The organism is Paracoccus tegillarcae, from assembly GCF_002847305.1.
Taxonomy (GTDB): Bacteria; Pseudomonadota; Alphaproteobacteria; order Rhodobacterales; family Rhodobacteraceae; genus Paracoccus; species Paracoccus tegillarcae.
Window position 1 is genome coordinate 2,710,999 of record NZ_CP025408.1, and the last position, 23,344, is coordinate 2,734,342.

General features: G+C 61.9%; 25 protein-coding genes and 1 pseudogene. 7 read left to right on the forward strand and 19 right to left on the reverse strand.

Annotated features, from left to right (window positions below; translation table 11 throughout):
* Positions 1 to 14 precede the first annotated feature (14 nt).
* From CUV01_RS13225 to purU, 4 genes are all read left to right on the forward strand, one after another.
* On the forward strand, positions 15 to 545 hold the full coding sequence (locus CUV01_RS13225) for a sarcosine oxidase subunit gamma (RefSeq protein ID WP_101460885.1): 531 nt from the start codon (positions 15 to 17) through the stop codon (positions 543 to 545).
* Positions 546 to 627: 82 nt separating this feature from the next.
* Positions 628 to 1,902 (forward strand): serine hydroxymethyltransferase, encoded by a 1,275-nt coding sequence (gene glyA / locus CUV01_RS13230; RefSeq protein WP_101460886.1) that lies wholly within the window; start codon positions 628 to 630, stop codon positions 1,900 to 1,902.
* Positions 1,903 to 1,905: 3 nt separating this feature from the next.
* The gene (locus CUV01_RS13235; protein ID WP_101460887.1) at positions 1,906 to 3,327 is read left to right on the forward strand and encodes an L-serine ammonia-lyase; all 1,422 of its coding nucleotides are present in this window, start codon (positions 1,906 to 1,908) and stop codon (positions 3,325 to 3,327) included.
* 31 nt (positions 3,328 to 3,358) lie between these two features.
* A complete protein-coding gene (gene purU / locus CUV01_RS13240; RefSeq protein WP_101462084.1) occupies positions 3,359 to 4,186 on the forward strand; it encodes a formyltetrahydrofolate deformylase in 828 nt (275 codons plus the stop codon).
* 212 nt (positions 4,187 to 4,398) lie between these two features.
* Here the strand turns inward: purU and CUV01_RS13245 are convergent, their stop codons facing one another.
* From CUV01_RS13245 to CUV01_RS13275, 7 genes are all read right to left on the reverse strand, one after another.
* Positions 4,399 to 5,670 (reverse strand): TRAP transporter large permease, encoded by a 1,272-nt coding sequence (locus tag CUV01_RS13245; RefSeq protein WP_101460888.1) that lies wholly within the window; start codon positions 5,668 to 5,670, stop codon positions 4,399 to 4,401.
* Positions 5,667 to 6,179 carry a TRAP transporter small permease gene (locus tag CUV01_RS13250; RefSeq protein ID WP_157994862.1) on the reverse strand — a complete coding sequence of 171 codons (513 nt, stop codon included), beginning with the start codon at positions 6,177 to 6,179 and terminating at the stop codon, positions 5,667 to 5,669. The genes CUV01_RS13245 and CUV01_RS13250 overlap by 4 nt, the downstream gene beginning before the upstream one ends.
* Before the next feature lie 83 nt (positions 6,180 to 6,262).
* A complete protein-coding gene (locus CUV01_RS13255) occupies positions 6,263 to 7,285 on the reverse strand; it encodes a DctP family TRAP transporter solute-binding subunit (protein WP_198731820.1) in 1,023 nt (340 codons plus the stop codon).
* 43 nt (positions 7,286 to 7,328) lie between these two features.
* Complete coding sequence (locus tag CUV01_RS13260) at positions 7,329 to 8,204, reverse strand: NAD(P)-dependent oxidoreductase (protein WP_198731821.1); 876 nt, start codon at positions 8,202 to 8,204, stop codon at positions 7,329 to 7,331.
* Positions 8,201 to 8,494 (reverse strand): putative quinol monooxygenase, encoded by a 294-nt coding sequence (locus CUV01_RS13265; RefSeq protein ID WP_101460890.1) that lies wholly within the window; start codon positions 8,492 to 8,494, stop codon positions 8,201 to 8,203. Before CUV01_RS13265 ends, CUV01_RS13260 begins: the two co-directional genes overlap by 4 nt.
* Entirely contained in the window at positions 8,491 to 9,849 is a 1,359-nt protein-coding gene (locus CUV01_RS13270; protein ID WP_101460891.1) for an NAD(P)H-dependent oxidoreductase, read from the reverse strand. Before CUV01_RS13270 ends, CUV01_RS13265 begins: the two co-directional genes overlap by 4 nt.
* A 196-nt stretch (positions 9,850 to 10,045) precedes the next feature.
* Positions 10,046 to 10,960: a LysR substrate-binding domain-containing protein gene (locus CUV01_RS13275; protein ID WP_101460892.1), complete on the reverse strand. Its 915-nt coding sequence runs from the start codon at positions 10,958 to 10,960 to the stop codon at positions 10,046 to 10,048.
* Between the two features lie 397 nt (positions 10,961 to 11,357).
* On the opposite strand from CUV01_RS13275, the gene CUV01_RS20255 reads away from it, so the two are divergent.
* Positions 11,358 to 11,486 carry a hypothetical protein gene (locus CUV01_RS20255; RefSeq protein ID WP_277869372.1) on the forward strand — a complete coding sequence of 43 codons (129 nt, stop codon included), beginning with the start codon at positions 11,358 to 11,360 and terminating at the stop codon, positions 11,484 to 11,486.
* A gap of 195 nt (positions 11,487 to 11,681) precedes the next feature.
* Here the strand turns inward: CUV01_RS20255 and CUV01_RS13280 are convergent, their stop codons facing one another.
* The 9 genes and pseudogenes from CUV01_RS13280 to CUV01_RS13310 form a co-directional block, all read right to left on the reverse strand.
* The gene (locus tag CUV01_RS13280; RefSeq protein ID WP_101460893.1) at positions 11,682 to 12,473 is read right to left on the reverse strand and encodes an aldolase/citrate lyase family protein; all 792 of its coding nucleotides are present in this window, start codon (positions 12,471 to 12,473) and stop codon (positions 11,682 to 11,684) included.
* Between the two features lie 10 nt (positions 12,474 to 12,483).
* Complete coding sequence (gene hpaH / locus CUV01_RS13285; protein WP_101460894.1) at positions 12,484 to 13,284, reverse strand: 2-oxo-hept-4-ene-1,7-dioate hydratase; 801 nt, start codon at positions 13,282 to 13,284, stop codon at positions 12,484 to 12,486.
* Positions 13,281 to 14,135, reverse strand: coding sequence for a fumarylacetoacetate hydrolase family protein (locus CUV01_RS13290; RefSeq protein ID WP_101460895.1), 855 nt, complete (start codon positions 14,133 to 14,135; stop codon positions 13,281 to 13,283). The genes hpaH and CUV01_RS13290 overlap by 4 nt, the downstream gene beginning before the upstream one ends.
* Positions 14,132 to 15,529: a pyridoxal phosphate-dependent decarboxylase family protein gene (locus tag CUV01_RS13295; protein WP_101460896.1), complete on the reverse strand. Its 1,398-nt coding sequence runs from the start codon at positions 15,527 to 15,529 to the stop codon at positions 14,132 to 14,134. Before CUV01_RS13295 ends, CUV01_RS13290 begins: the two co-directional genes overlap by 4 nt.
* Positions 15,529 to 15,678: pseudogene (locus CUV01_RS19685) on the reverse strand (aldehyde dehydrogenase family protein); the annotation flags it as partial. The gene CUV01_RS13295 and the pseudogene CUV01_RS19685, both read right to left, overlap by 1 nt.
* A gap of 28 nt (positions 15,679 to 15,706) precedes the next feature.
* On the reverse strand, positions 15,707 to 16,690 hold the full coding sequence (gene hpaD, locus CUV01_RS13300; RefSeq protein ID WP_101460897.1) for a 3,4-dihydroxyphenylacetate 2,3-dioxygenase: 984 nt from the start codon (positions 16,688 to 16,690) through the stop codon (positions 15,707 to 15,709).
* 23 nt (positions 16,691 to 16,713) lie between these two features.
* Positions 16,714 to 16,857, reverse strand: coding sequence for a hypothetical protein (locus tag CUV01_RS19690; protein ID WP_157994864.1), 144 nt, complete (start codon positions 16,855 to 16,857; stop codon positions 16,714 to 16,716).
* A gap of 23 nt (positions 16,858 to 16,880) precedes the next feature.
* Positions 16,881 to 18,389: a 5-carboxymethyl-2-hydroxymuconate semialdehyde dehydrogenase gene (gene hpaE / locus CUV01_RS13305; RefSeq protein WP_101460898.1), complete on the reverse strand. Its 1,509-nt coding sequence runs from the start codon at positions 18,387 to 18,389 to the stop codon at positions 16,881 to 16,883.
* 6 nt (positions 18,390 to 18,395) lie between these two features.
* Positions 18,396 to 18,779 carry a 5-carboxymethyl-2-hydroxymuconate Delta-isomerase gene (locus CUV01_RS13310; RefSeq protein WP_101460899.1) on the reverse strand — a complete coding sequence of 128 codons (384 nt, stop codon included), beginning with the start codon at positions 18,777 to 18,779 and terminating at the stop codon, positions 18,396 to 18,398.
* A gap of 100 nt (positions 18,780 to 18,879) precedes the next feature.
* Between CUV01_RS13310 and hpaR the strand changes: the two genes are divergently transcribed.
* Complete coding sequence (hpaR, locus tag CUV01_RS13315; protein WP_232962235.1) at positions 18,880 to 19,335, forward strand: homoprotocatechuate degradation operon regulator HpaR; 456 nt, start codon at positions 18,880 to 18,882, stop codon at positions 19,333 to 19,335.
* A gap of 46 nt (positions 19,336 to 19,381) precedes the next feature.
* Here the strand turns inward: hpaR and CUV01_RS13320 are convergent, their stop codons facing one another.
* The 3 genes from CUV01_RS13320 to CUV01_RS13330 are packed head-to-tail and all read right to left on the reverse strand — an operon-like array spanning position 19,382 to position 22,182.
* The gene (locus CUV01_RS13320) at positions 19,382 to 20,731 is read right to left on the reverse strand and encodes an aminotransferase class III-fold pyridoxal phosphate-dependent enzyme (protein WP_101460900.1); all 1,350 of its coding nucleotides are present in this window, start codon (positions 20,729 to 20,731) and stop codon (positions 19,382 to 19,384) included.
* 10 nt (positions 20,732 to 20,741) lie between these two features.
* Positions 20,742 to 21,407 carry an HAD-IA family hydrolase gene (locus CUV01_RS13325; protein WP_101460901.1) on the reverse strand — a complete coding sequence of 222 codons (666 nt, stop codon included), beginning with the start codon at positions 21,405 to 21,407 and terminating at the stop codon, positions 20,742 to 20,744.
* Positions 21,400 to 22,182 (reverse strand): IclR family transcriptional regulator, encoded by a 783-nt coding sequence (locus CUV01_RS13330; RefSeq protein WP_101462088.1) that lies wholly within the window; start codon positions 22,180 to 22,182, stop codon positions 21,400 to 21,402. The genes CUV01_RS13325 and CUV01_RS13330 overlap by 8 nt, the downstream gene beginning before the upstream one ends.
* A gap of 185 nt (positions 22,183 to 22,367) precedes the next feature.
* On the opposite strand from CUV01_RS13330, the gene CUV01_RS13335 reads away from it, so the two are divergent.
* Positions 22,368 to 23,303: a tripartite tricarboxylate transporter substrate binding protein gene (locus CUV01_RS13335; protein ID WP_101460902.1), complete on the forward strand. Its 936-nt coding sequence runs from the start codon at positions 22,368 to 22,370 to the stop codon at positions 23,301 to 23,303.
* The last annotated feature ends 41 nt before the right edge of the window (positions 23,304 to 23,344 follow it).

A 23,344-nucleotide genomic window follows, 5' to 3' on the forward strand; every position in this document is an offset into this window, starting at 1 on the left:
GGGAGGACGGATCCATGAATGCACATGTGTCTAAGCTGGGTGACGTGACCCTGTCGGTGCTGCCGCCGGTGGCGCGTTTCAACCTGCGCATCGCGCCGGACGATCTCAAAGCCGCATCAGGTGCCTTTGGACTCGAGTTGCCCACCGGTGTGGGACAGGGCGCCCATAAGGGCTCTCGATCGGCGTGGTGCATGGGGCCTGATGAATGGCTGCTGCACGCCCCCGAGGCCCAGCAGGACGCCATCGAGACCGCCTTCGCGGGCATCCGCCAGACCGCCGCGCATAGCCTCGTGGTGATTTCGGACCGCGAGATCACCTATGGGCTGAGCGGGCCGCGTGCGACCGAGTTGCTCACGACCGGTTGTCCCATTGACCTCAGCCGTATCGCAGTGGGCAACGCCAAGCGCACGGTCTTCGACTATGCGCAGGTCGTTTTGATCCGCGATGGCGAGACCGACTGGCGGCTTGAGGTGTGGCGGTCCTTCGCGCCGCATGTCGAGGCGCTTCTAAGCACCGCACAACACGAGTTCGAAAGCGGTTTCTGACCGTTCAGCGTGACATTTCTCGTGCTATCCGCGTCGCGCGATACGCGCGGCGTGCAACCCCCGAACTGCCGGAGACACCCCCATGTTGACGACCCTCGACCGCAATGCCCTGTCCGATGTCGCCATTGCCGATGCCATCGGCCATGAACTTGACCGCCAGCAAGACCAGATCGAACTGATCGCGTCGGAGAACATCGTCAGCCGCGACGTGCTTTTGGCGCAAGGCTCCGTGCTGACCAACAAATATGCCGAGGGCTATCCGGGGCGGCGCTATTACGGCGGTTGTGAGCATGTCGATACAGTCGAGCAGATCGCCATCGACCGCGCGCGTGAATTGTTCGGCGCGGGCTTTGCCAACGTCCAGCCGCATTCCGGTGCGCAGGCCAACCAGGCGGTGTTTTTGGCGCTACTTCAGCCGGGCGACCGGATCATGGGTCTGGATCTCGCGCATGGCGGGCATCTGACGCATGGCTCGCCCGTCACCATGTCGGGCAAATGGTTTGACGTGGTCAGCTATGAGGTTTCCGAAGACGATCACCTGATCGACATGGACAAGGTGCGTGCCCGCGCTCTGGAGGCCAAGCCCAAGTTGATCGTGGCCGGCGCGTCGGCCTATCCGCGTCACATGGATTTCGCCGCTTTCCGCGCGATTGCTGACGAGGTTGGCGCCTATCTGATGGTCGACATGGCGCATTATGCAGGTCTGATCGCGGCGGGCGAATATCCCGATCCGATCCCCCATGCCCATGTCGTGACGTCCACAACCCACAAGACGCTGCGCGGCCCGCGCGGCGGGATCATTCTCAGCAATGACGAGGCGCTGGCAAAGAAGGTCAACTCCGCCGTCTTCCCTGGCAACCAGGGCGGACCACTGATGCATGTGATCGCTGCCAAGGCTGTGGCCTTCGGCGAGGCTCTGCAGCCGGGCTTCAAGACCTACGCACAAAATGTCATCGCCAATGCGCGCGCCCTGTCCGAGGTGCTGGTCGCGGGCGGTCTTGGCGTCGTGTCGGGTGGCACCGATTGCCATATGGTTCTGGTCGATCTGCGTCCCAAGGGCGTGACCGGCAAGGTGGCCGAGATCGCGCTGGAGCGCGCGGGCCTGACCTGCAACAAGAATGCCATTCCGTTTGATCCCGAAAAGCCTTTCGTGACCTCCGGTGTGCGGCTCGGCACTTCTGCGGGCACCACGCGCGGCTTCGCAGAGGCCGAGTTCCGCAAAATCGGCCATTTGATCCTGCGGGTGATCGACGCGCTCGCAGTGAACCCCGAGGGCGATGCGGATGTCGAGGCGGCTGTCCTGGCCGACGTCCAGGCGCTTTGCGCGGCGCATCCGATCTATGCGGATCTGGCCTGAGCCATGTTCCTGTCGGTCTTCGACATCTTCAAGATCGGCGTCGGCCCTTCGTCATCGCATACGATGGGGCCGATGACCGCCGCCGCGCGCTTTCTTGACGATCTGCGCGGTGGGGCCGAGAAAATTCCGGGCGCGGGCAAGCTTGCCCGCCTGAGCGCCTCGTTGCATGGCTCGCTTGCCTTTACCGGCAAGGGCCATGCCACGGACCGGGCGGTTATCCTTGGACTGATGGGATGTGAACCGGCCACGATCGATCCCGACAAGGCCGAAGAGCTAGAGGCCGAACTGCGCGCGACCGGCCGCATCAGCCCGCCCGGACTTTGCGTTCTGGACTTCGATCCAGAAAACGATCTGGTGTTCGACTACGGCCCGCCATTGCCGGGCCATCCCAATGGCCTGATGCTGCGTGCCTTTGACGAGCGCGGCAATCCCTACCTGACCCAGATCTATTATTCCATCGGCGGCGGTTTTGTCGTGACCGAGGCCGAGCTCGCGGCCGAAAAGGCCGCCAAAACGCAGTCGCTCAGTGCTGAAAAGGTTGCGATGGGCTATCCCTACCCCTTTGGCTCGGCTGCGGAAATGCTGGATATGGGCCGCGCCTCTGGCAAAAGCATCGCCGAGATGAAGCGCGCCAACGAATGTGCGCATCAGGATATCGCCCCCCGCGAACTGTCCAGGCAGATCACCCGCATCTGCGATGTGATGCATGCCTGTATCGATCGGGGTCTGAGGATGGATGGGATCTTGCCCGGCGGCCTCGGCGTCAAGCGGCGCGCAAAGGCGATCCATGAGCAGTTGCTGGCCGAGCGTGGCAGCAACCTGCGACAGCCCCACGCGGCAAACGACTGGCTCAGCGTCTATGCAATGGCCGTGAACGAGGAAAACGCCGCCGGGGGCCGTGTCGTCACATCGCCCACCAATGGCGCGGCAGGCGTGGTGCCCTCTGTGCTGCGCTATTACCGTGATCAATGCATCGGCGCGACGGAAGCCGGCGCCGAAACGCTGATGCTCACCGCGTCGGCGATCGGCGGGCTGATCAAACACCGTGCGTCGATCTCGGGGGCGGAATGCGGCTGTCAGGCAGAAGTGGGCAGCGCCTCCGCGATGGCTGCCGCAGGGCTCTGCGCGGCCCTTGGCGGCACGAATGAGCAGATCGAGAACGCTGCCGAAATCGCCCTTGAGCATCATCTCGGCATGACCTGCGATCCCGCCGCCGGGCTGGTACAGGTCCCCTGTATCGAGCGCAACGGGTTGGGCGCGATCAAGGCGGTCAGCGCCGCAAGCCTTGCCCTGCGCGGCGACGGCTCGCATTTCATGCCACTGGACAATTGCATCGAGACGATGCGCCAGACCGGCGAGGACATGAACACCAAATACAAGGAGACAAGCCTTGGAGGCCTTGCAGTCAACCTACCCGAATGCTGATCTTCCGGTCCCGCCCGTCGAGACCGAGCGGATGATCCTTCGCGTGTCGTGTCGGGCGCAGCCCGGTATCGTCGCGGCAATCACCGCGGCACTTGCGGATTGCGGGGCCAATCTGGTGGAAAGCAACCAGTTCTGGGACGAGGGTTGCGGCCGCTTCTTCCTGCGGGTCAGCTTTCTCGCGCCCGTTGCGGCAGATATCGCTGGCGCCTTGATGTCGGCGCGCGAAGCCTTCGACCTTGATCTCGACTTGGCGCCCGCCGCGCGCAAGCCCCGGTTGATCGTCATGGTGTCGAAATTCGATCACGCGCTCTTGCATCTTCTCTATCAAGCCCACAGCGGCTGGCTCAACGCCGAGATTTGCGCCATTGTGTCGAACCATCCCGACGCCGAGGGCGTGGCCGCGCGCGAGGGGGTGCCGTTTCATCACTGGCCCGTCACGCGCGATACCAAGCCCGAGATCGAAGCGCGACTTGTCGATCTGGCCGACGCGCTAGAGGCGGATCTCGTGGTGCTGGCACGTTACATGCAGATCCTGTCGGACGATCTGGCGCGCAAGCTTTCGGGCCGCGCAATCAATATCCATCATTCCTTCTTGCCCAGCTTCAAGGGGGCCAAGCCCTACCATCAGGCCCATGCCCGTGGCGTAAAGCATATCGGGGCCACGGCGCATTACGTCACCGGCGATCTCGATGAGGGGCCGATCATCGAACAGGATGTCGAGCGTGTGAGCCACACGATGATGCCGGATGATCTTGTCGCCATCGGCAGGGATATCGAATCCCGCGTATTGGCGCGGGCCGTAAAGCTGCATCTTGAAGGACGGGTTTTCATCAACGGCGCGAAAACGGTCGTGCTTTGATGCGCAGGACGACACTGTCTCTTGTATGAGAGCTTGGCGTCTGTCCCGCTTGCCAGCCATCTCTCGGTGCTGCTGCAAACGGGAAAAAACGAACGCCGTTTTTGGACCAGTTTAGTGAGGGCGCTTCAATGCAGACGCCTGGCAAATGCAGAACCAATTGTGTTTTGGTGCTGCCTGAAAATCCATGACGATCCAGCGCTTCCTTGCCTTGATCAGGTCAGCAGCTCCATCGGCCACAAGACGATCTGCGGGAAGGCCGCGACAAGGATCAGCACAAGGATGTTGATCGCATAGAAGGGCAGGGCCGCCTTGATCAGCGTGGGAATCGGCAGCTTTGACACATAGGCCGTCGCGAACAGGCATGTGCCGACCGGCGGTGAGGCCAGCCCCACCGCCAGTGACGCCGACATGAAGATCAGGAAATGCATCGGGTGCACGCCGGCCTGAACGGCTGCGGGCATCAGCACCGGGATCAGCATCAGGGCGGCGGCGACGATGTCCATCAGCATGCCGACGATAAGGAAGATCACGCCCATGAAGATCAGAACCAGAAACCCCGATCCGCCCAGTATGTCCAGCAGGCCGGATGCCTTTCGCGGCAATTGATCGACGGTAAAGATATAGGTCGCCGCGCTCGCGACCATCAGGATCAGCAGCACCGCGCCCGCGGTGCGCCCGGCCTGAATGGCCAGTTCCAGCACGTCGCGCCAGCCGATTTCACGGTGCAGCAGCCCGGCGACCAGCAGCGTGTATACCACGGCCAGACCTGCGGCCTCGGTTGGGGTGACGATGCCTGAAAACATGCCGGTCAGAATAATGATCGGCGCACCAACAGAAGGCAGCGCACGCATCAAGGCGCGGGCGGTTCGGCGTGGATCGAAGACGACTTGCTTGCCGTAACCTCGTCGGCGCGACACCCAATAGTTATAAAGCGCAAGGCTAAGTGCCAGCAGAATGCCCGGCCCCAGACCGCCGGCCAGTGCGCCGCCGACCGATTGACCGGACGCCGCCGCCGCGATGATGATCAGGATCGACGGCGGCACCAGCGTGGCCAGCGTGGCGGTGATCAGCGTCAGGGCCGCCGAATAGGGCAGGGGATAGCCCCGCGATGTCATCGACCGGATGGTGATCGGGCCTAGGCTGGCGATATCGGCGACCGATGAACCCGAAATGCCGCCGAAGACAAAGGATGATGCGATATTCACCTGTCCAAGCCCGCCCCGGAATCGCCCGATCAGGGCCTCGGCGGCATCGAAGATGCGTTCCGACAACCCGCCGCGTTCCATGATCAGCCCGGCCATGATGAACAGCGGCACCGCGATCAGCAGGAATGAATTGATGGACGTCGCCATGGTCTGCGTGATCATGCTGATCGGCAGGCCGAACCACCACAGCACCGACAGCGTACTCAGTCCCAAAGCGACCGCCAGCGGGACGCCCAGAACGGCGAGGACGAAGAATATGGCAAGCAGCGTAAGGCTCATTTGGCATTCCCTTCATGACTGGCAACGGCCTTCTGGAAATCGGACTTGTCGGCATGGCCTTGGCAGGCGTCGACCACGACACCGATGATTGACAGGGCAGAACCCAGTACCAGCGGCAGCGTGGCCCACCACATGCCGACCTGCAGGATCGGGGACTTTTCGCCGAACGTGATCTGCTGGGAGAGTAGTTTGTAGCCATAATAGGTCACGGCGACGAACAGGATGACGGTTGCGACCGCCGGCACGATTGTAAAGACCAGCCGCAGGCGGCGCGACGTCGACACCGGCGCGATTTCCAGTGCCGGATGTGCGCCTGCACGAAAAGAGGCCGCCAGCCCCAGCCAGACCGTCCAGATGAACAGAAAACGCGACAGTTCTTCGGTCCAGGGGATCGAGGCGCCAACCAGCCTTGATCCTACCTGCAAGGCGATCAGGGCGACCATGCCCAGCACCGCCAGCAGGATCGCGGCATCGACGATGCGCCAGAGCAACCTGTCAAGCCTTTGCATCTTCCCATCCTCCATATGCCGCCGCGCCGACCCTCCCGCCGGCGATCAGGTGCCCCGCACGCCGTCGCGGGGGCACCGTCTGTTCACTGGTTGACGAAATCCAGGCTTTTCTGCATGAACTCCGCGCCGATCTGGTCTTCGAACTCAGGATAGATGCTGCGGGCGATTTCCTGCACGCGCTCCAGTTTACCATCAGCGAAATGGTTCACCTGCATGCCCTCGTCCTGCAGCTTGGCGATGATATCCTGTTCGGCCGCGATTTCTTCGGCGTCATGTTCCGCGATCATCTCGTCTGCGGCTTGCTGCACGGCCTCGCGATGTTCTTCGGGGATGCTGTCCCAGGCGTTGCCAGACAGCGCCACCAAGAAGCTGTCGGCGAGGTGCTGAGTGATGTTCAACTGTCCCTGAACCTCCGAGAACTTGTTGTTATAGGGCACTTCGACCGGGTTTTCCTGACCGTCGATGGCGCCCAGTTGCAGTGCCGAATAGACCTCGGAAAAGGCCATCGGGGTCGGGTTGGCGCCAAGGGCTTCGAACAGCGCCACGAACAGCGGGTTGTTCGGGGTGCGCAGAGTTACGCCCTGAAAGTCCTCGGCCGTGGTGATGGCGGTGTCGCGCGTTGTCACGTCGCGGAAGGTGCGCAGGAAAAAGCCCAGCCCGTGGATGCCGAACCGATCCAGCGATGCCAGCAGTTCGTCGCCGGGTTCCCCGCCCAGATAGGCCTGAAGCTGATCGTAATCGGCAAACAGATAGGGCAGCGAGATCGCGTTCATCTTGGGTTCAAACGACGCGTAGACAGAGCTTGCAAGGATCAGCCCGTCAAGCGCGCCGGACCCCAACTGGTTGACCGCCGCATTCTGGTCGCCGCCGAACAGAACGCCGTCGGGAAAGACCTCGATTGCGACCTCACCATCGGTCTTTTCGCTGACCAGTTCGGCAAAACGGGTGGCCGCACGTCCGACGGAACTGCCGGCAGGATCAGGCACCGCCATGCGCAGCGAGGTCTGGGCATAGGCGCCCGACGCCAGGCCGGTCAGCGCAGTGGTTGCGATTGCCAAGGCGGCCAGGCTGCCGGTCAAAGCCCGGCGAGTGATGGATATGGTCATGTTTTCCTCCCTTGTTTCAAGATATTGGCGAATGGTGGCGCGCTTATGTCGCGCGCCCGTTCCGCCGCCGCAGTTCGATCAGAAGTGCGGAGTGGTCCAGATCGCCACCGCCATGGGCGATGAGATCGTCGAAAAGCCCGTCCACGAGATTGAGAACGGGCAGCTCAAGCCCCAGTGCTGCGGCGACATCGCGTGCGGCGCGGGTATCTTTCAGCTGATAGCGCGCCGGCCCGCCGGGTTCGAAGTCGCCTTCGATCATCCGCCTGCCGTGCAGGTCCAGGATCCGCGAATTGGCGAAGCCGCCCAACAAGGCCTCGCGGACCTTGGCCGGGGCTGCGCCGCCGGCCTCGGCCAGCAGCAGGGCCTCGGACACCGTCGCGATGGTCGATGCGACGGTGATCTGGTTGATCAGCTTGGTCAGTGCGCCGGTGCCCGCCGGGCCGATATGAACGACCGTGCCCATCGGGGACAGCAGCGGCATCGCGGCCTGCAAATCCGCAGCGTCCCCGCCTGCCATGATCGACAGGTTTCCGGCCTTGGCGGCAGGTGTGCCGCCCGATACCGGCGCGTCGATCCAGCGCAGCCCCAGATCCGTCGCCTGCGCGGCAAGATCGAGCGCTTCTTGATGACCAATCGACGACATGACGATCAGCAGCGCGCCGGGCGCAAGCGCCTTTGCCGCGCCATCCTTGAACAGGACCTGACGACAGGCTGCGCCGTCCGACAGCATGACAATGCAGGCCTGCGCATCCTTCGCGGCCTCTGCCGGGCTGGCGGCAACCGCTACACCATTGCCAAGCGCACGGGCCTTATCGACGCTGCGGTTCCAGGCGCGAATATCCGCACCGGCCCTGGCCAGATTGACGCATATCGGGCCGCCCATCAGCCCGGTGCCCAGGAACGCGACCGGCCCGATCACGGGATCAGCCTGTCGAAGAACTGGACCGGGCCTTCGGTGCACAGATGTAGGCTGTCGCGGAACGCGGCCAGATGCGGAGTTTCCAGATGGCGTTCGAACGCGGCGCGGTCGGTATAGACCTCATAGAAGGTGACGCGCGTCGGACTGGCCGCGCGGTCGATGCAAACGTCGAATTGCAGGCAATCGGGTTCATCCGCGACCGATTGCGTGGCGTCCGCGTGCGCAGCCTCCAGAAACGCGTCGAGGTTTTCGTCGCTGACCTCAAAACTGGGCAGGACAACATAGCTCATGCCGCCACCGAGGCTTTCGGCCCCATGGTTTGCACCTGTTCCTGACGCACGCTGACGACGTCCAGATCGTCGACCAGATCGACATCGTCCAGCGTCACGATCTGATCGCGCGGCACGTCGCGCTTCAGCTTGACCTTGTGGGCCAGACCGATCGGCAGCGCGTTTATCCGCGTGGACAGGGTTGCGGGAACCGCTTTTGCCCATGTCGCAAAGCCACCCTCGCCGTCCAGCCAGTCACCGGCCTTCAGATCGCTTTTGGCGGTGGCCACCGCGTCGCCGCGATATTCCTTGGATGAGCCGGTCGGTTCCCCGCGCAATACCGCCGACAGGACAGAGACAGAGGTTTCCAACCCGATCAGGTGGAAGGGCCGCCACATGGACCCGTACCAGCCGGAATCGTCGGTCAGCAGGCCATATTGTTCAAAGCAGCCGCGCGTATATTCATCAGGCGCGCGGAAGGTCACGAACATGCCGTATTGGATGTTGTTCAGCACGACGCGCCCATCCGGTTCGCGGCTGGCGGCGATGTCGGTCAGCCCGGCTTTGGGCAGGCGCCCGCCGTTGGATTCCGGCTTGAAGACCTGCGCCAGATCCTGAAGTCCTGCGGGATAGAAGGCCAGCCCGTCATCGGGGCAGTCCAGCCCGGTGCCATTGGCGATGGCGGCCATTTCGATGGCGGCCTTGGTGCCATCGGTGAACGAGTTGTACATCTTCGGATTGAAATCGCCCTGCGCCACGAATTCCTCGGACCAGCCGAAATAACCCCAGACCGTGTCGGGGGTGGAATAGCGATAGGGCGGGCGGAAATTCATGCCCTTGCCGGCCGAGACCAGTTCGAACCCGCAGGACCGCACCCAATCGACCAATTCGCAGCAGAACGCGGGCTGATCGCCGTAGGCCATGGAATAGACGACACCCTTTTCGCGCGCTTTCTGGGCGAGGATGGGTCCGCACATCACGTCGGCCTCGACATTGACCATGACGAGATGCTTGCCCGCGTCGATGGCTTGCAGCGCGTGGCGAACGCCGGCCAGCGGGTGGCCCGTCGCCTCGATGATGCATTCGATCCCGTCATAGGCGCACAAAGCCCCCGCATCGTCGGTCACGAAGGTCCGGCCGCTGTCCATGGCATCCCCGAACGACGTGGCGGCGTATTCTCCGTCTTCCCATCCAGTGCGCGCCAGCGATTTGCGAACCTTGCCGACATCCAGATCAGCGACCGCGACGATATGGTAACCCTCGATTTTTCGGGCCTGCGCAAGCACCATGGATCCGAACTTGCCGGCGCCGATCAGGCCAACCCGAATCGGCTTTCCATCGGCATTTCGTTCAGCCAGCATCGTTGACAGGTTCATGACGTTCTTCCTCTGCAGAGATGGCGTTATCGCGCCTGTTAATCTGACAGAAGGAAACGGCCCTGCGCATGCCTGCGGCACGCGACTGGAAGGGCGATCAACACCGCGCCTGCCATGACCGGGCCTGTTCCTCCTCCCACGGTCGGGGGAAGATTGGCGCAAGTTCGTCAGAAAGAAAAATTACATTTTCTTTTCGTTATTGTAGAAAATCTGCGCTGTTTGCGGGGCTGCTCTGGCGCCATTGGGCGGCTTCGTCACGTAGCCACTCGATCAACCGCATTACCCGGTGACGCCGGAGGTTGGAACGCGGACAGACCAGCCATTGCGTCGCGGTTTGCAGCATGGGCGTCTGTGCGACCGGCATGACCAGCCGGCCTGAGCGCAGTTCCTCTTCCATCATCAGCTCGCTTTCCAGTGCCACCCCCAGCCCGAGCGCTGCGGCGTCGATGGCCATATGCGACCGATCGAATGACAGTGCGGTGTTGTTGGCGGGCGGGGCGAGGCGCATCGCCTCGGCCCAGGCGCGCCACTGAATCTGCGCCTTGAGCGACCGGATAATCGGCAGGTCCAGCACCTCGGCCGGCGTCAGCGCACCTGGCGCCGCAAGTTGTGGTGAGCAGACGGGCAGAAAGCGTTCCTCGGTCAGCGGCTCGGTATAAAGGCCGGGCCAGCCGCCGAGCCCGTGGCGGATTTCCAGATCGACATTGTCGCGGTTGAAATCGACAGGCTCGTTGCTGCCATCAATGCGGATATTTGTGTCGGGCATCAGTTCAAGAAACCGGCCAAGACGGGGCAGCAGCCATTTGGTCGAAATCGTCGGCGTCGTGCGGATGACCATATTGGCCGTCTGCCGGGTGCCGCGCATCAGTTCCGTCGCCTGCATGACGCCTTCGACCTTGTCAGAGATCAGTTCGAAATAGCGTTCGCCGGCCTCTGTCAGGCGAATGCTGCGGCCATCGCGGGCCACCAGCGTGGTGCCGATCTGTTCCTCCAGCGCCTTGATTTGCTGGCTGACCGCAGATGGCGTGACGTTCAATTCGTTCGCGGCCTGCACAATCGAGTTGTGGCGAGCAACGTGATAAAAGACGGCAATGGCACGAAATGGCGGCAAGTCGGCGTATCCATATAAATGCGGTTCGGTTGCATTGTTGGAACTAAGCCTGCTTTCGAAGGATGAGGCAACGATCAGAAGGAGGTTTTTGGTCCGCAGTATTGACCGGGGTTTGCCGAAACCTAACGGGCCGGCTGACGGCTATCAGTCGTTCACGGCCCGTGGGGGCATCGCATTCGGAGCAGAGATCTCGCGCAGCACGCCGTCCACGATCTGATCGGATTGCGTCGATCATATGATGGTTCAGAAAGGCAGTTGGACGGTCAGCCATATGGCGCGTCACAGCAGGCGGGCAGCGCCGACCAATCGTGATGAACCCCAGGCCGCGCTGGTGGCATTTCACCTTGACCGGCAAGATGGCGCGACAAGGCCATGCTGAGCACGACACTGGTTAGAAATGGACCTGATCGTGGTGGCGTCGTCCTGTCCTAAAGATCTGTTGCCGATGACTGCCGAGGGTTCTGTGCCGTGCGATCTTTCGGTGATGAGCTTTTCCAGCGAATCCCGCAGCATCGGACAATACTGACCGCTCTTGGCTGTCAGCCCGATTTAGCTGTAGATCGGTCACGGGAGGCCGCGGGCAATTGGCAAGACAGCCAGCGAACGGCGTAGACGGTACCCTCTGGTGGTCCTCGGCCCATACCCTGAAATCGAGAGGTTGGCCTTATCGGCTCGCCCGGCGGTTACGTTCGCGGCCAAGACCCACCAACAGCAAGGCGGATCACTCTTGTCGCCCATCGCCCAGCATTTTTCGCGCTCGGGCAGCCTCGGCGCGCATGGCGGACGCGAAAAGTGTCACGTCGATCTCGGTCGCGACAAAGGTGGCGCCGATGTCGAGGCAGGCTTTCTGCATGTCGGCGTTCAGCGTGAGAATCCCGCCGGCCTTGCCGGCGGCCACGATCCGGCGCATCGCATCAAGGACTGTTTTTTCAACTTCTGGCGCGCCGGCATTGCCGATAAAGCCCATATCGGCGGCAAGGTCTGATGGGCCGATAAAGACGCCGTCGATGCCCTCGACCATGAGAATGTCGTCCAGCGCCTCCATGCCGGCATTGTTCTCGACCTGGACGAGAAGGCAAATCTCGTTTTGCGCCGTGGTCAGATAGTCGGATATCGCGGCAAAGCTGGACGCCCGGGCCAGCGCAGAACCGACGCCCCGGATGCCATGCGGCGGATAGGTGACGGCGCGCACGGGGTCTCTTGCCTGTGCTGCGCTTTCGACCATGGGGACAAGCAATGTCTGGGCGCCGGCATCGAGCAGTTGCTTGATCATCCAGCTTTCGCCGATTGTCGGGCGAACGACCGCATGGCTGTCAAAGGCTGAAATCACCTGAAGCTGCCTGATGATGGATCGCAGGTCGTTGGGCGCGTGTTCGGCGTCGATCAGCAGCCAGTCGAAACCGGCCCCGGCGCTGATTTCGGCGGCATAGCTGTCGGCAAGGCCGAGCCAGCATCCCAGTTGCGGCTTGCCCGACGTGATCGCGGCCTTGAACGGGTTGTGAGGGGCGGGCATGGCTGTTCCTTTAGGCGAAAGAGATATCAACGGCGCCGAAGGGACCGAAATCGGCCTCAATGCGGCTGCCCGGCGGACATTCAACCGGGCGGATGAAAGAGCCGGAGAGGATGATCTGACCTGGCTCGATCCGTTGGCCGTATTGCGCCATGCGCCGTGCCAGCCAGACCACGCTTTCGACCGGATCGTTCAGAACCCCTGCGCCCAACCCGGTTTCCTCGACCTCGCCATTGCGCGAGGTGATCGCACCGACCCATCGCAGATCCACGCCATCCACCGGATGGCGTTCAGCGCCCAGAACGATCCCGGCATTGGCGGCATTGTCGCTGATCGTGTCGAACACGGTTCGCGTTTTTCCGGTGGCCGGATCGGCGCGCCTGATCCGGGTGTCGAGGATCTCCAGCGACGGCGCGACGTAATCGGTTGCCGCCACCACATCGGCGTGGGTGATATCAGCCCCACCCAAGGCCGACTTCATGACAAAGGCGATCTCGGCCTCGATCCGGGGTTGGATGAACCGCCCCGCAGGCACGGTCGAACCGGGTTCAAACAGCATGTTGTCGAACAGAATGCCGCTATCGGGGATGTCGATGTTCAGCGCATTTTGCATCGCTTTCGAAGTCAGGCCGATCTTCCAGCCAATCACCTTGCGGCCCTCGTCCAGCTTGGCGCGGTAGATCGCGTTCTGCACCGCGTAGGCGTCGTCCATGCCCATTTCAGGGTGGCGGGCGGTCAGCAACCCGATCTGCTGGCCGGTGGCTTCGGCCTGCAACAGATCGGCTGCCGCGCGGGCGTGATCTTCGGGGGTCATATCGTCTCGTCCTCCACACCGTTGCGCAAAGTGCCGATGCCTTCTACCTCGACCTCGACCACATCGCCGGGCGCGAGATAGCGTGGCGGATCGAACCGCGCGCCAGCGCCGGTCGGCGTGCCGGTGACGATGATGTCGCCGGGCAACAGGGTCATGAAGGTCGAAATATACGCGATTTCCTCGCGGATCGGGAACATCATCCGGTCCAGCGTGTCATCCTGTCGGACCTCGCCGTTCACGCGGGTGACGATGCGGGCGTTGTCCAACTGGGCGGGATCGGTGAACGGAACCAGCCAGGGACCGATCGAGCCGGAACGGTCCCAGTTCTTGCCCTGCGTGACGTTGAACTTGGCGTGCCGAACCCAGTCGCGGATCGTGCCTTCGTTGCACAGCGTCAGCGCGGCGATATGATCGTAGGCACCCCCGGCCGCGATGCGGCGACCGGCCTTGCCGATGACAATCGCCACCTCGCCCTCATAGTCCAGCGTATGGTTCTCGGGCGGGCGTACGAGGTTCTGCCCATGTCCGGTAAAGCCGCTGGCAAAACGCGGGAACAGCGACATGTGTTTCGGCTGCGCGCTGCCATCCTTGTATTCGGCGTTGCGGTCGGGGAAATTCACGCCAACACAGAGGATGCGGCGCGCGTTCGGCATGACCATCTCGTGGGTAACGCCGGTATGGGTGATCCTGCCATTTTCCGCGGCTGCGATCAGGTCGTCCAGCCCGCCGGATGCAATGGCGTCATAGAGCGAGTTCCATTGCGGAAAAGCCGCGTTCAGCGCAATCGCGCCCTCTTGGGTGAAGGCGCCGTAGAACGTTTCGCCCCCGACGGAATAGGTTCCAAGCCTCATGAAATGCTCCTCCAGACATCGTCGATGACCTCTGCGGCCATCAGGACGTCGTTTCGTGTGGTGTCGAACTGGCCCACTTGCAGGCGAATGACCTTTCGTCCGCCAAAGGCCGCTTGGGTCAAATAGATCCGGCCATCGTCGTTGATGGCATCTACCAGCCTTTGCTGTGTGTGATCGTCGCCGGGACAGCGGAATGAGAACAGGCTCAGAATGGGTTCGGTGACGATCTCGAACCCGTCAAGCGCCCGGATCGCATCGCAGACCTCGCCGGCCCAGGCCACATGGTTGCGCATCCGTGTCCGCAGTCCATCCAGGCCGTAGCTGCGGATCAGAAACCAGATTTTCAGCGCCCGGAAACGCCGGCCAAGCGGGATCGTCCATTCCGAGTAATTGGTCACGGCATCGCCCGTGGTTTTCAGATATTCCGGTTCGATCCTCAGCGTGTTCAGCTGCGGTCCGGGATCCTTGAGGAACTGCACCGAGCAGTCGAACTGTGCGCCCAGCCACTTATGCGGGTTAAAGACGATGCTGTCCGCGCGCTCTGCGCCTTGCCAGAAATCGGCGCGAAATTCGGGGCAGATCATCGCAGAACCCGCCCATGCCGCGTCGAGATGGGTGTAAAGATCCTCTGCCTGGGCAATGTCGAAGAGGGGGGCCAGATCGTCTGCCGCGCCAATGCCGGTGCCGCCGGTGATGGCGATCAGGCCGGCGGGGATATGTCCGTCAGCGCGGTCTTGGGCGATCGCGGCCCGTAGCGCCGCGACGTCAAGGGCATAGCGCGGGCCTGTGGTGGGCAATTTGACAAGATTTTCCTGTCCGATACCCGCGACCCAGCAGGCGCGGTCGATCGAGGAATGGGCCTGGTCCGAGCAATAGATCCTCAGGTTGCCTTTGCGCGAAAGGCCGTCGCGATTGCCGGTATAGCCTGTTGCGCGTTCTCGCATGGTCAGGACCGCCGACAGAGTTGCCGACGAGGCGCTGTCCTGAATGACGCCAGTGAACGTTTCCGGCAGCGCCATGGCCTGACGCAGCCAGTCGATGACCACGGTTTCAAGCTCGGTGGCGGCGGGCGATGTCTGCCACAGCATGCATTGCGCAGCCAGCGTGGTCACCAGCATGTCTGCCAGCATCGATGGCGGGGCGGCATTTGCGGGGAAATAGGCAAAGAAACGCGGATGCTGCCAATGGGTCATTCCGGGCATCACGATACGTTCGAAATCCGCCATGATGGCGTCCATCGGCTCGCTGCCATCCGGTGGCATCGCGGGCAGTTGTGCCGCGATGTCGCCGGGTTTTGTCCGCGCACGCACAGGCCTGTCGGCCAGCGTCTGATGGTAACTGGCCGCCCAGTCAGAGATATGTCGGCCCCAGTGAGAAAATTCGTCCCAGTTCATCAAGCGATCTCCCTGTGGTCGGGTATTATGCCGCCGATGCAGACATATTTGAGTTCCAGGCAGTCATCGAGCCCGTGACGCGAGCCCTCGCGCCCAGGGCCGGACATCTTGACCCCGCCGAAAGGTGCTTTGGCCGTCGAGATCAGGCCGGGGTCACACAGCGAAAACATCTTCACCTCAGGGCGCAATGATCGGGCTTGCGGCCAGTTCCGAGTCCTTCACATCGGTGCCTGCAAACGGCGTGCCGTGCTCGAACCAGCTGCGAGGCGCAGGTGCGCCCCAAAGGGTCTGGCGCTGCGGGTCCTTGAGGTCCCACTTTATCGCCTCCAGATCCGGATCGACGGTCTGATAGTCCGAGCAGTAGATCTCGATCCGATGACCGTCAGGGTCCAGCACATAGAGGAAAAAGGCGTTCGAGATGCCGTGCCGTCCCGGGCCGCGCTCGATATTGTCGACATAACCAGAGGTGGCCATCAGATCGAGCAGATCGATGATGTTCAGCGGTGTCGGCACCCAAAAGGCGACGTGGTGCATGCGTGGGCCGGTGCCATTGGTGAAGGCCATGTCATGGACACCGCCCTTGCGATGCATCCAGGCGGCCCAAAGCTTGCCGCTTTCTTCGTCCTCGGTGTATTCTGTCACGCGGAAGCCGAAGTCGCTGTAAAAGGCCACGCTCTCGTCCACGCTGGTTGAAAAGCAGTTGAAATGGTCGATCCGCAGCGGCTTTACGCCCCGGTAAAGCGCATATTTCTGGTGGATCGGCTCGAGGCGATCCATCTTGTGATAGAATTCCAGCGGGATGCCCATATTGTCCGAGGTCAGAAGCGTGCGGCCCTGATAGGGGCGTTCGACCCATTCCGTCGGGCGCCCCTTGTCGGCAAAGTATGTTTGGGCCTTGTCGAGGTCAGCTTCGTCATAGGTCTTGAAGCCCATGACCTCGACGGTTCCGGGAATGTCGGACTTTTGCAGGATCACGCAGTGATGCCCGCGCTCTTCCATCGCGCGCAGATAGATGTGGCTGTCGCTTTCATCGGTCACCTGCAATCCAAGAATTTCGGTATAGAATTTCCGCGACGCGGCGAGGTCTGCGACGTTCAGGCAGACATGGCTCAGCCGGATTGTATTGAAAGTCGGGTAGAGGTTCGGGGCGGGAATGGGCATGTGAGTGTCCTCGGATCGGGTTTTCAGATCATGTCGCGGTCGGTTTCGACCATTGCGGCCTCGTCGAGCATATGCGCGCTGCGACCGCCGGTGGCGGGGCCGGCCCGTTGCAGCAACAGCGTCGCGGGCGCGCGCATGCGGTCAGTGGCGAGAAGTGTGGATGTCATTCTGTGTCCTTCCCCTGCCTGTCTCAGGCGCCGAGCCGCATGATCTTGTGCTGACCCAGGGCAAAGCCGATATGCTTTTGCTCCATGTAGAATTCGAACGACCAGTCGCCGCCGTCGCGACCGATGCCGCTGGCCTTCACACCGCCAAAGGGCGTGGGCAGATGGCGGACGTTTTCCGAATTCACCCAGATCATCCCTGCCTCAAGTTCTTCGGTAAAGCGCAAGGCGCGGGTCAGATCGTTGGTCCAGACATATCCGGTCAGCCCGTATTGCGTGTCATTGGCGATGGCCAGCGCCTCTTCCTCGGTCGAGAAGGGGATGGAGGTCAGAACCGGGCCAAAGATCTCCTCTTGCGCGATCCGCATCTGGTTGTTGGCGTTGGTAAACAGCGTCGGGCGGACGAAATAGCCCTCGTCGCCGATTGTGACACCGCCCGCAGCGACGGTCGCGCCGTCTTCCTTGGCGATGTCGAAATACGAGGTGACCTTGTTGTAATGTTCCTCGGACACTATCGGGCCGATTTCGGTCGCCGGGTCCAGCGGATGGCCGACCTTGATGTTGTTCACACGTTCGATCAGTTTGGCCTCGAACTCTTCGCGGATGTTGTCCTGCACCAACAGCCGCGATGACGAGGTGCAGCGCTCGCCGTTGATCGAGTAGATCATGAAGATCACCGCGTCGAGCGCGCGCTCCAGATCGGCATCCTCGAAAACGATCACAGGATTCTTGCCGCCCAACTCGAGATGCATCCGCTTGAGCGTGTCAGCGCCCTGTTTGGTGATGATAGAGCCGGTGCGGCTTTCCCCGACAAAGGCGATGGCCTTGATCGCGGGATGTTCGGTCAGGGCCTTGCCCGCGCCTTCGCCGAAACCGTTTACCGTATTCAGCACACCGGGCGGCAGACCGGCCTCTTCTGCGATCTCGACCAGCAGCCGGGCGGTCAGCGGTGATGCCTCTGCGGGTTTGTGAACTACGGTGCAGCCCGCGGCCAGCGCCGGGGCGATTTTCCAGGTGGACAACATGAAGGGCGTGTTCCACGGCGTGATGACGCCGACCGGGCCGATCGGCTTGCGCGTGGTCACATTCATCAGCGTCGGTGATTTGAGATGCTGTCCGTCACGAGCCTGCACCACCTGATCGGCGAAATAGCGGAAATTCTCGGCGCCGCGCAGCGCGGCCTTGGACATGAAGCGCAGGGTCTGGCCGGTGTCCCAGCATTCGCACAGTGCGATCTCTTCGGCGCGTGCCTCGATCGCCTCTGCCACATTGATCAGGATCTTCTTGCGCTCTAGCGCGGGCATGTCACGCCAGGCCGGAAAGGCATCGGCGGCAGCCCTGGCGGCGGCGTCGATATCCGTGGCCGTGCCGTGTGCCACGTCGCAGATCACGCTCTTGTCGACGGGCGTGGTGTTCTGGAACACGCCGCCGGAACCGGGGCGGTCCTGCCCGGCAATGCGGTTCAGGATGCCGCTTGTGCGAAACCGGGCCAGATAGCCGTCGAGCTTTTCGATATTTTCGGCGGGCTGAGACATGGAGAACTAATCCTTCAGATGGTCACGGATGGTGCCGGCCTTGGGCGACAGGGCAGGGTCGATGTCGCGCATCTCCAGCGACAGCGCGAGCGGACGCGACGCCATGAGCGGCGCGAGAAAGTCGTGGGCCGCGGCAAAGATCGCCTGCGTGGCGGCGGTCTTTACATCGTCGGGGCGACCGGCCCGCAAACGGATCGAGATATCGACATAGCCGTGATGCGGGTTGCCGTCGGCGATGCTCCAATGAGGGGCCGGGATTGCCCGAACCCGTATGCCGGCGTCGGGAAAGGCATCGATCTTGACCGCCGCCCGGCGAAGGTGATCGCAAAATGCAGACATGTCGATCTCTTGCTCGAGATTGGCCGAATAATCGACGATCAGATGGGGCATCAGATTTCCTTGCCAAGCTAATAGTTGCGATCTTAAGTTTATATTGCTTGCGATGTCAACTAAATTCATGGCCTATATGAGGTCAGGAGAAAAGCGGGCCATGGACGAGCAAGAAAAGATGAAGCCTTCGACGGAACTGCCGACGACGGCGCGGTCTCTGCCCATTGCCCTGATGCGCGCTCGCGAAAAGGTCATGGCGCCGATCCGCGAGATGCTTGCCCATTCGGGGATCACCGAACAGCAGTGGCGCATCCTGCGCGTGCTGTCAGAGCACGGCGATCAGGAGGCCAGCAAACTCGCGGAACGGGCAAGCCTGTTGCTGCCCAGCCAGACGCGGATCCTTCAGTCGATGCTGGAAAAGGGGTATGTGACGCGGACCGCCAGTGAGACAGATCGCCGGCGTCAGACCATCGGCATTACGCCCAAGGGCCAGGCCATCATCAAAGAGAATCTTCCGCAGGCGATTGCCATATCGGACAGGTTCCGGCAGGCGCTCGGCCCGGCGAGGTACGATCTGCTACTTGATTGTCTGGAAGAGCTGGAAGAGCGGCTCTGAGGATCGGGGACGGCTGGCCCCCGATCTGATTTGCAATGCGGGATCGTCAGATCGCCGCCAGTCCGGCCTCGGTTGCCGACAGGATCGTGGCGATGTCAGCGCTTTCGACGATCAGCGGCGGCGAAAAGATGATCATGTTGCCCGACACGCGCAGCATGGCACCGGATTCGTAGGCGGCCTTCTGGACGGCCATGCCAACCTCCTTGCCTGCGGGTTTCTTGGTTGCCCGGTCCGAGACCAGTTCGATGGCGCACATCAGCCCTTCGCCGCGCACGTCGCCGACCACATCAAAGCGTCGGCCAAGATCCTGCAGGCCCGCAATCAGTTCCTGCCCGCGCGTGCCCGCATTTTCCCAGATCCGCAGACGACGGATCTCTGCCAGAACCGCCAGCGCCGCCGCCGCCCCGACCGGGTGGCCGGAATAGGTGTAGCCGGTGTCGACCGAGGCAATGCCGGCCGTGTCGTTTTCGAATACATCGGCCACCTTTTCCGAAATCATCGTCGCGCCAAAGGGGAAATAGCCGTTGGTGATCGCCTTGGCTGTGCACATGAAGTCGGGCTGCACGCCCCAATGACGCGCGCCGCTTTCGCTGCCGGTGCGGCCAAAGGCGGTGATGACCTCATCCGAAATCAGCAGGATGCCATGCCGGTCGCAGGTCTCGCGCACCGCTGGCATAAAGGACTTATGCGGCGGGTAGACGCCGCCCGCGCCCAGCACCGGCTCCATGATGAAGGCGGCAATGGTGTCTGCGCCCTGAAATGCGATCTCGTCCTCAAGCGCCGCAATGCAGAGCGCGGCAAGCTTTTCCGGGTCGGATTCGTCGAACGGGTTGCGGTACGCGTTCGGTGCGGGGATGTGGTGGCATCCGGCAAGCAGCGGCTCGTAGGCGGCGCGGAACTTGGAATTGCCGTTGACAGAGGCGCCGCCGAAATGTGTGCCGTGATAGCCTTTCTTGAGGCTGATGAACTTGGTGCGGCCATTTTCGCCGCGCACGCGATGATATTGCCGTGCCAGTTTCAGCGCGGTCTCGACCGAATCCGAACCGCCTGATGTAAAGAAGGCGCGGGTCAATCCGTCCGGTGCGAAGAAATCGGCCAATTCGTAGCTGAGCTCGATGGCCTTGTCATTCGTCGTCCCGCGAAAGCAGGAATAATAGGGCAAGGCGGACAGTTGCTCGGCAATCGCTCGTTTGGCCGGTTCGCAGGAATAGCCAAGATTGACATTCCACAATCCGCCCACCGCATCGACCACCTTGTGACCATCTACGTCGATGATGCTGACACCCTCGCCACCGGTCACGATTGTCGGCGGGTTCATATGCGCATCGACCGGATGGGTCATCGGCTGCCAGAAGTTCCGGCCATTGTTTTCCTTGAGAAAATTCGAATCTTTCATGCTTTCCTCCTCAGGCGATTGCGGACACGCCAAGCAAGTCGAGGGCGCGGGCATAGGACGCGCCGGGGTTGGTGACATCGAAATGAACGGTTTGCATGCCGACACGTTCGGCGCCGGCAATGTTGCGCGCCTGATCATCCACAAAGACGCAATCGGCAGGCGCAAGCCCAAGCTGAATGATGCAATCTTCATAGGCGCGTGGATCGGGTTTCAGGATCCGGGTGTAGGTCGCATCGACCACCACATCGAGATCGTCCCAAAAGGGCAGGCCATGCCTGAAATCCGCGCCGTAAAAGAGATCAAGCTCATTCGAGAGAACGGCGAGTTTCAGCCCCGACGCCTTGACGGTCTTCATCGCGGCCAGCGCCTCGGGGCGCAGGATTTCGCTGGCCTCCGCACCGCGTGCGGCGATCACGAATTCCTGCATCAAGGTCCATTCCGCACCGACCAGGGCGCCCACCTCTTGCGTGCGGGTCAGCCAATAGTCACGCTCGCTGATCTCGTCGGCCTGCATCGCGCGCCAGAGCGGGTCACCCGCCGGGTCAAAGGGGCCGCGCCATGTCAGGCTGCCCGGTGCCAGTCCGAGCGCGCGTTCAGAATGCTCATGGGTTTCGAACATCGTGCGGCTGATGACGCCGCCGAAATCCAGGACAAGCGCGCCTTGTGGGTCAGTCATGCTGCCAAACTCTCTTGATCGATTGGGGAAAGACGCCGCCAAGCTCTTCGGTGACGTCAATGGATCCGGATTTGAGCGCGTCCCTGATCCGCGCTTCCAGTTCATCGGTATGGCGCGAGACCGGGATGGCCACCGCCAGTGAGCCGATGGACAATTCGCCGATGTCGAAGATCGGGGCGGCAAAGGAACGAACATCTGTCTCGAACCCCTGATCGACATGGGCGATGCCCGATGCGCGGGTCCGCGCGACCTCTTGGCGCAGGCCGCCCGGGTCGGTGATCGTGCGATCGGTCCATTGCTCCAACGGTTGGGACAGGACACGGTCCAGCAGATCCGGTGCCCCGAACGCAAGCTGACACAGGCCAGAGGATGTCGCGTGCATGGGCAGGATCTCTGAGGGTTTGAGATGCACCCGCGTGCCATGAATTGTTGCGTCATGATGATAGAGCGGCGACATCGCCGCGCCGTCAAACAGGGCAACATGCACCAGTTCGCCCAGTGTTTCGGATATGCGATCCACCAGTGGCTTGACCGCCGCACGGGTTGGAAACAGCATCTCGCGAACGGCCGCCAGCCTCAGAATCGCCGGGCCAAGGCGATACGCACGAGACGCCGTATTCTTTTCTAGAAAGCCTGATTCGGTCAGTTCGGTCAGATGGCGATGCACGGTCGCCTTGTCCTGTCCGCTGAGCTTGCGAAACTCGGTCAAGCCGATCTCTGGCCTCTCTGTCGAAAAGAAATTCAGCAAGTTCAGTGATTTGGTGATTGTACCCACGTTCAGACCTTGCCTGCTTGGGCGAGTGTTCGTCGCAAAAATCATGCGCCGGATCGCCGGGTTAATAGTTGCCTTGATAAATTGTTTGACAGATGTGCCTCAGTTGTTCAATGTATTTTTGCGACAATAGGTTCACATAATGAACCCTAAGAGCATGGCGTCTGATCCGCCAAAGGGAGTAGGAAATGAAGAAACGCGTATTGGTTCTCGCCGCAGCCTCGGCCCTCGCCGCAACGGCCGCGGTTGCGGAATACCCCGACAAGCCGGTGAGCTTCATCGTTCCGTGGCCGCCGGGCGATCTTGAGGATATTCTGACGCGCCTGATTGCCGACGAGTTCCAAGAGATGTACGGCGTTCCGGCAGCCGTCGTGAACAAGCCTGGCGGCGGCGGCGGTCCTTTCCCCGGTGCCGTGGACGTCGCGACCGCTGATCCAGATGGTTACACCATCGGATCTTTCGTGACCGATGTGCCCATCAGCGCCGCAGAGGTCGGGATTCCGCAACTGGACCCGAACCCTTTCGAACCCATCGGGATTTTCATGACCTACCCGTTCGTCATCGCCGTGGGCGCAGACGCGCCCTACAGCACCTGGGAAGAACTGGCCGCCTACGGCAAGGAAAACGACGTGGCCGTCGGGCATTTCGGCAGCTTTCTGCCCCCCACCCAGATCACCTTCGCCGCAGCGATCGAGTCGGGCTTTGACTTTTCCAGCGAGGCCGCTTTCGACGCGCTGGACTGCAATACGCTGGATTCGGGCGATGTCGACGTGATCAACACGACGCTGCAACAGATCTTTCCGTGCAAGGACAGCGTCAAGATCCTCGCCTCCATCGGTTCGGAACGGATCGGCATCACGCCCGATGTCCCAACCGTCCAGGAACTCGTGCCTGATCTGACGCTGTCGCTCTGGAACGGTCTTTTCGTGCACAAGGATGTGCCGGCAGAGGCGCGCGAAAAGATCGAGGCGGCGGCCAAATCGGCGCTGGAAAAAGAGGCGGCCCAGAAGCTGATCGAACAGACCGGTGTTCTGATCTACTGGCAGAACGCGGAAGAATCAGCCGCCCAGATCGAGGCTGACACGGCAGTGATCGAACGGGTCGCAGAAATTCTCGGAAATTAAGCCCGGATCACCAACGGGGTGGCGATGCAGCCGCCCCGCCA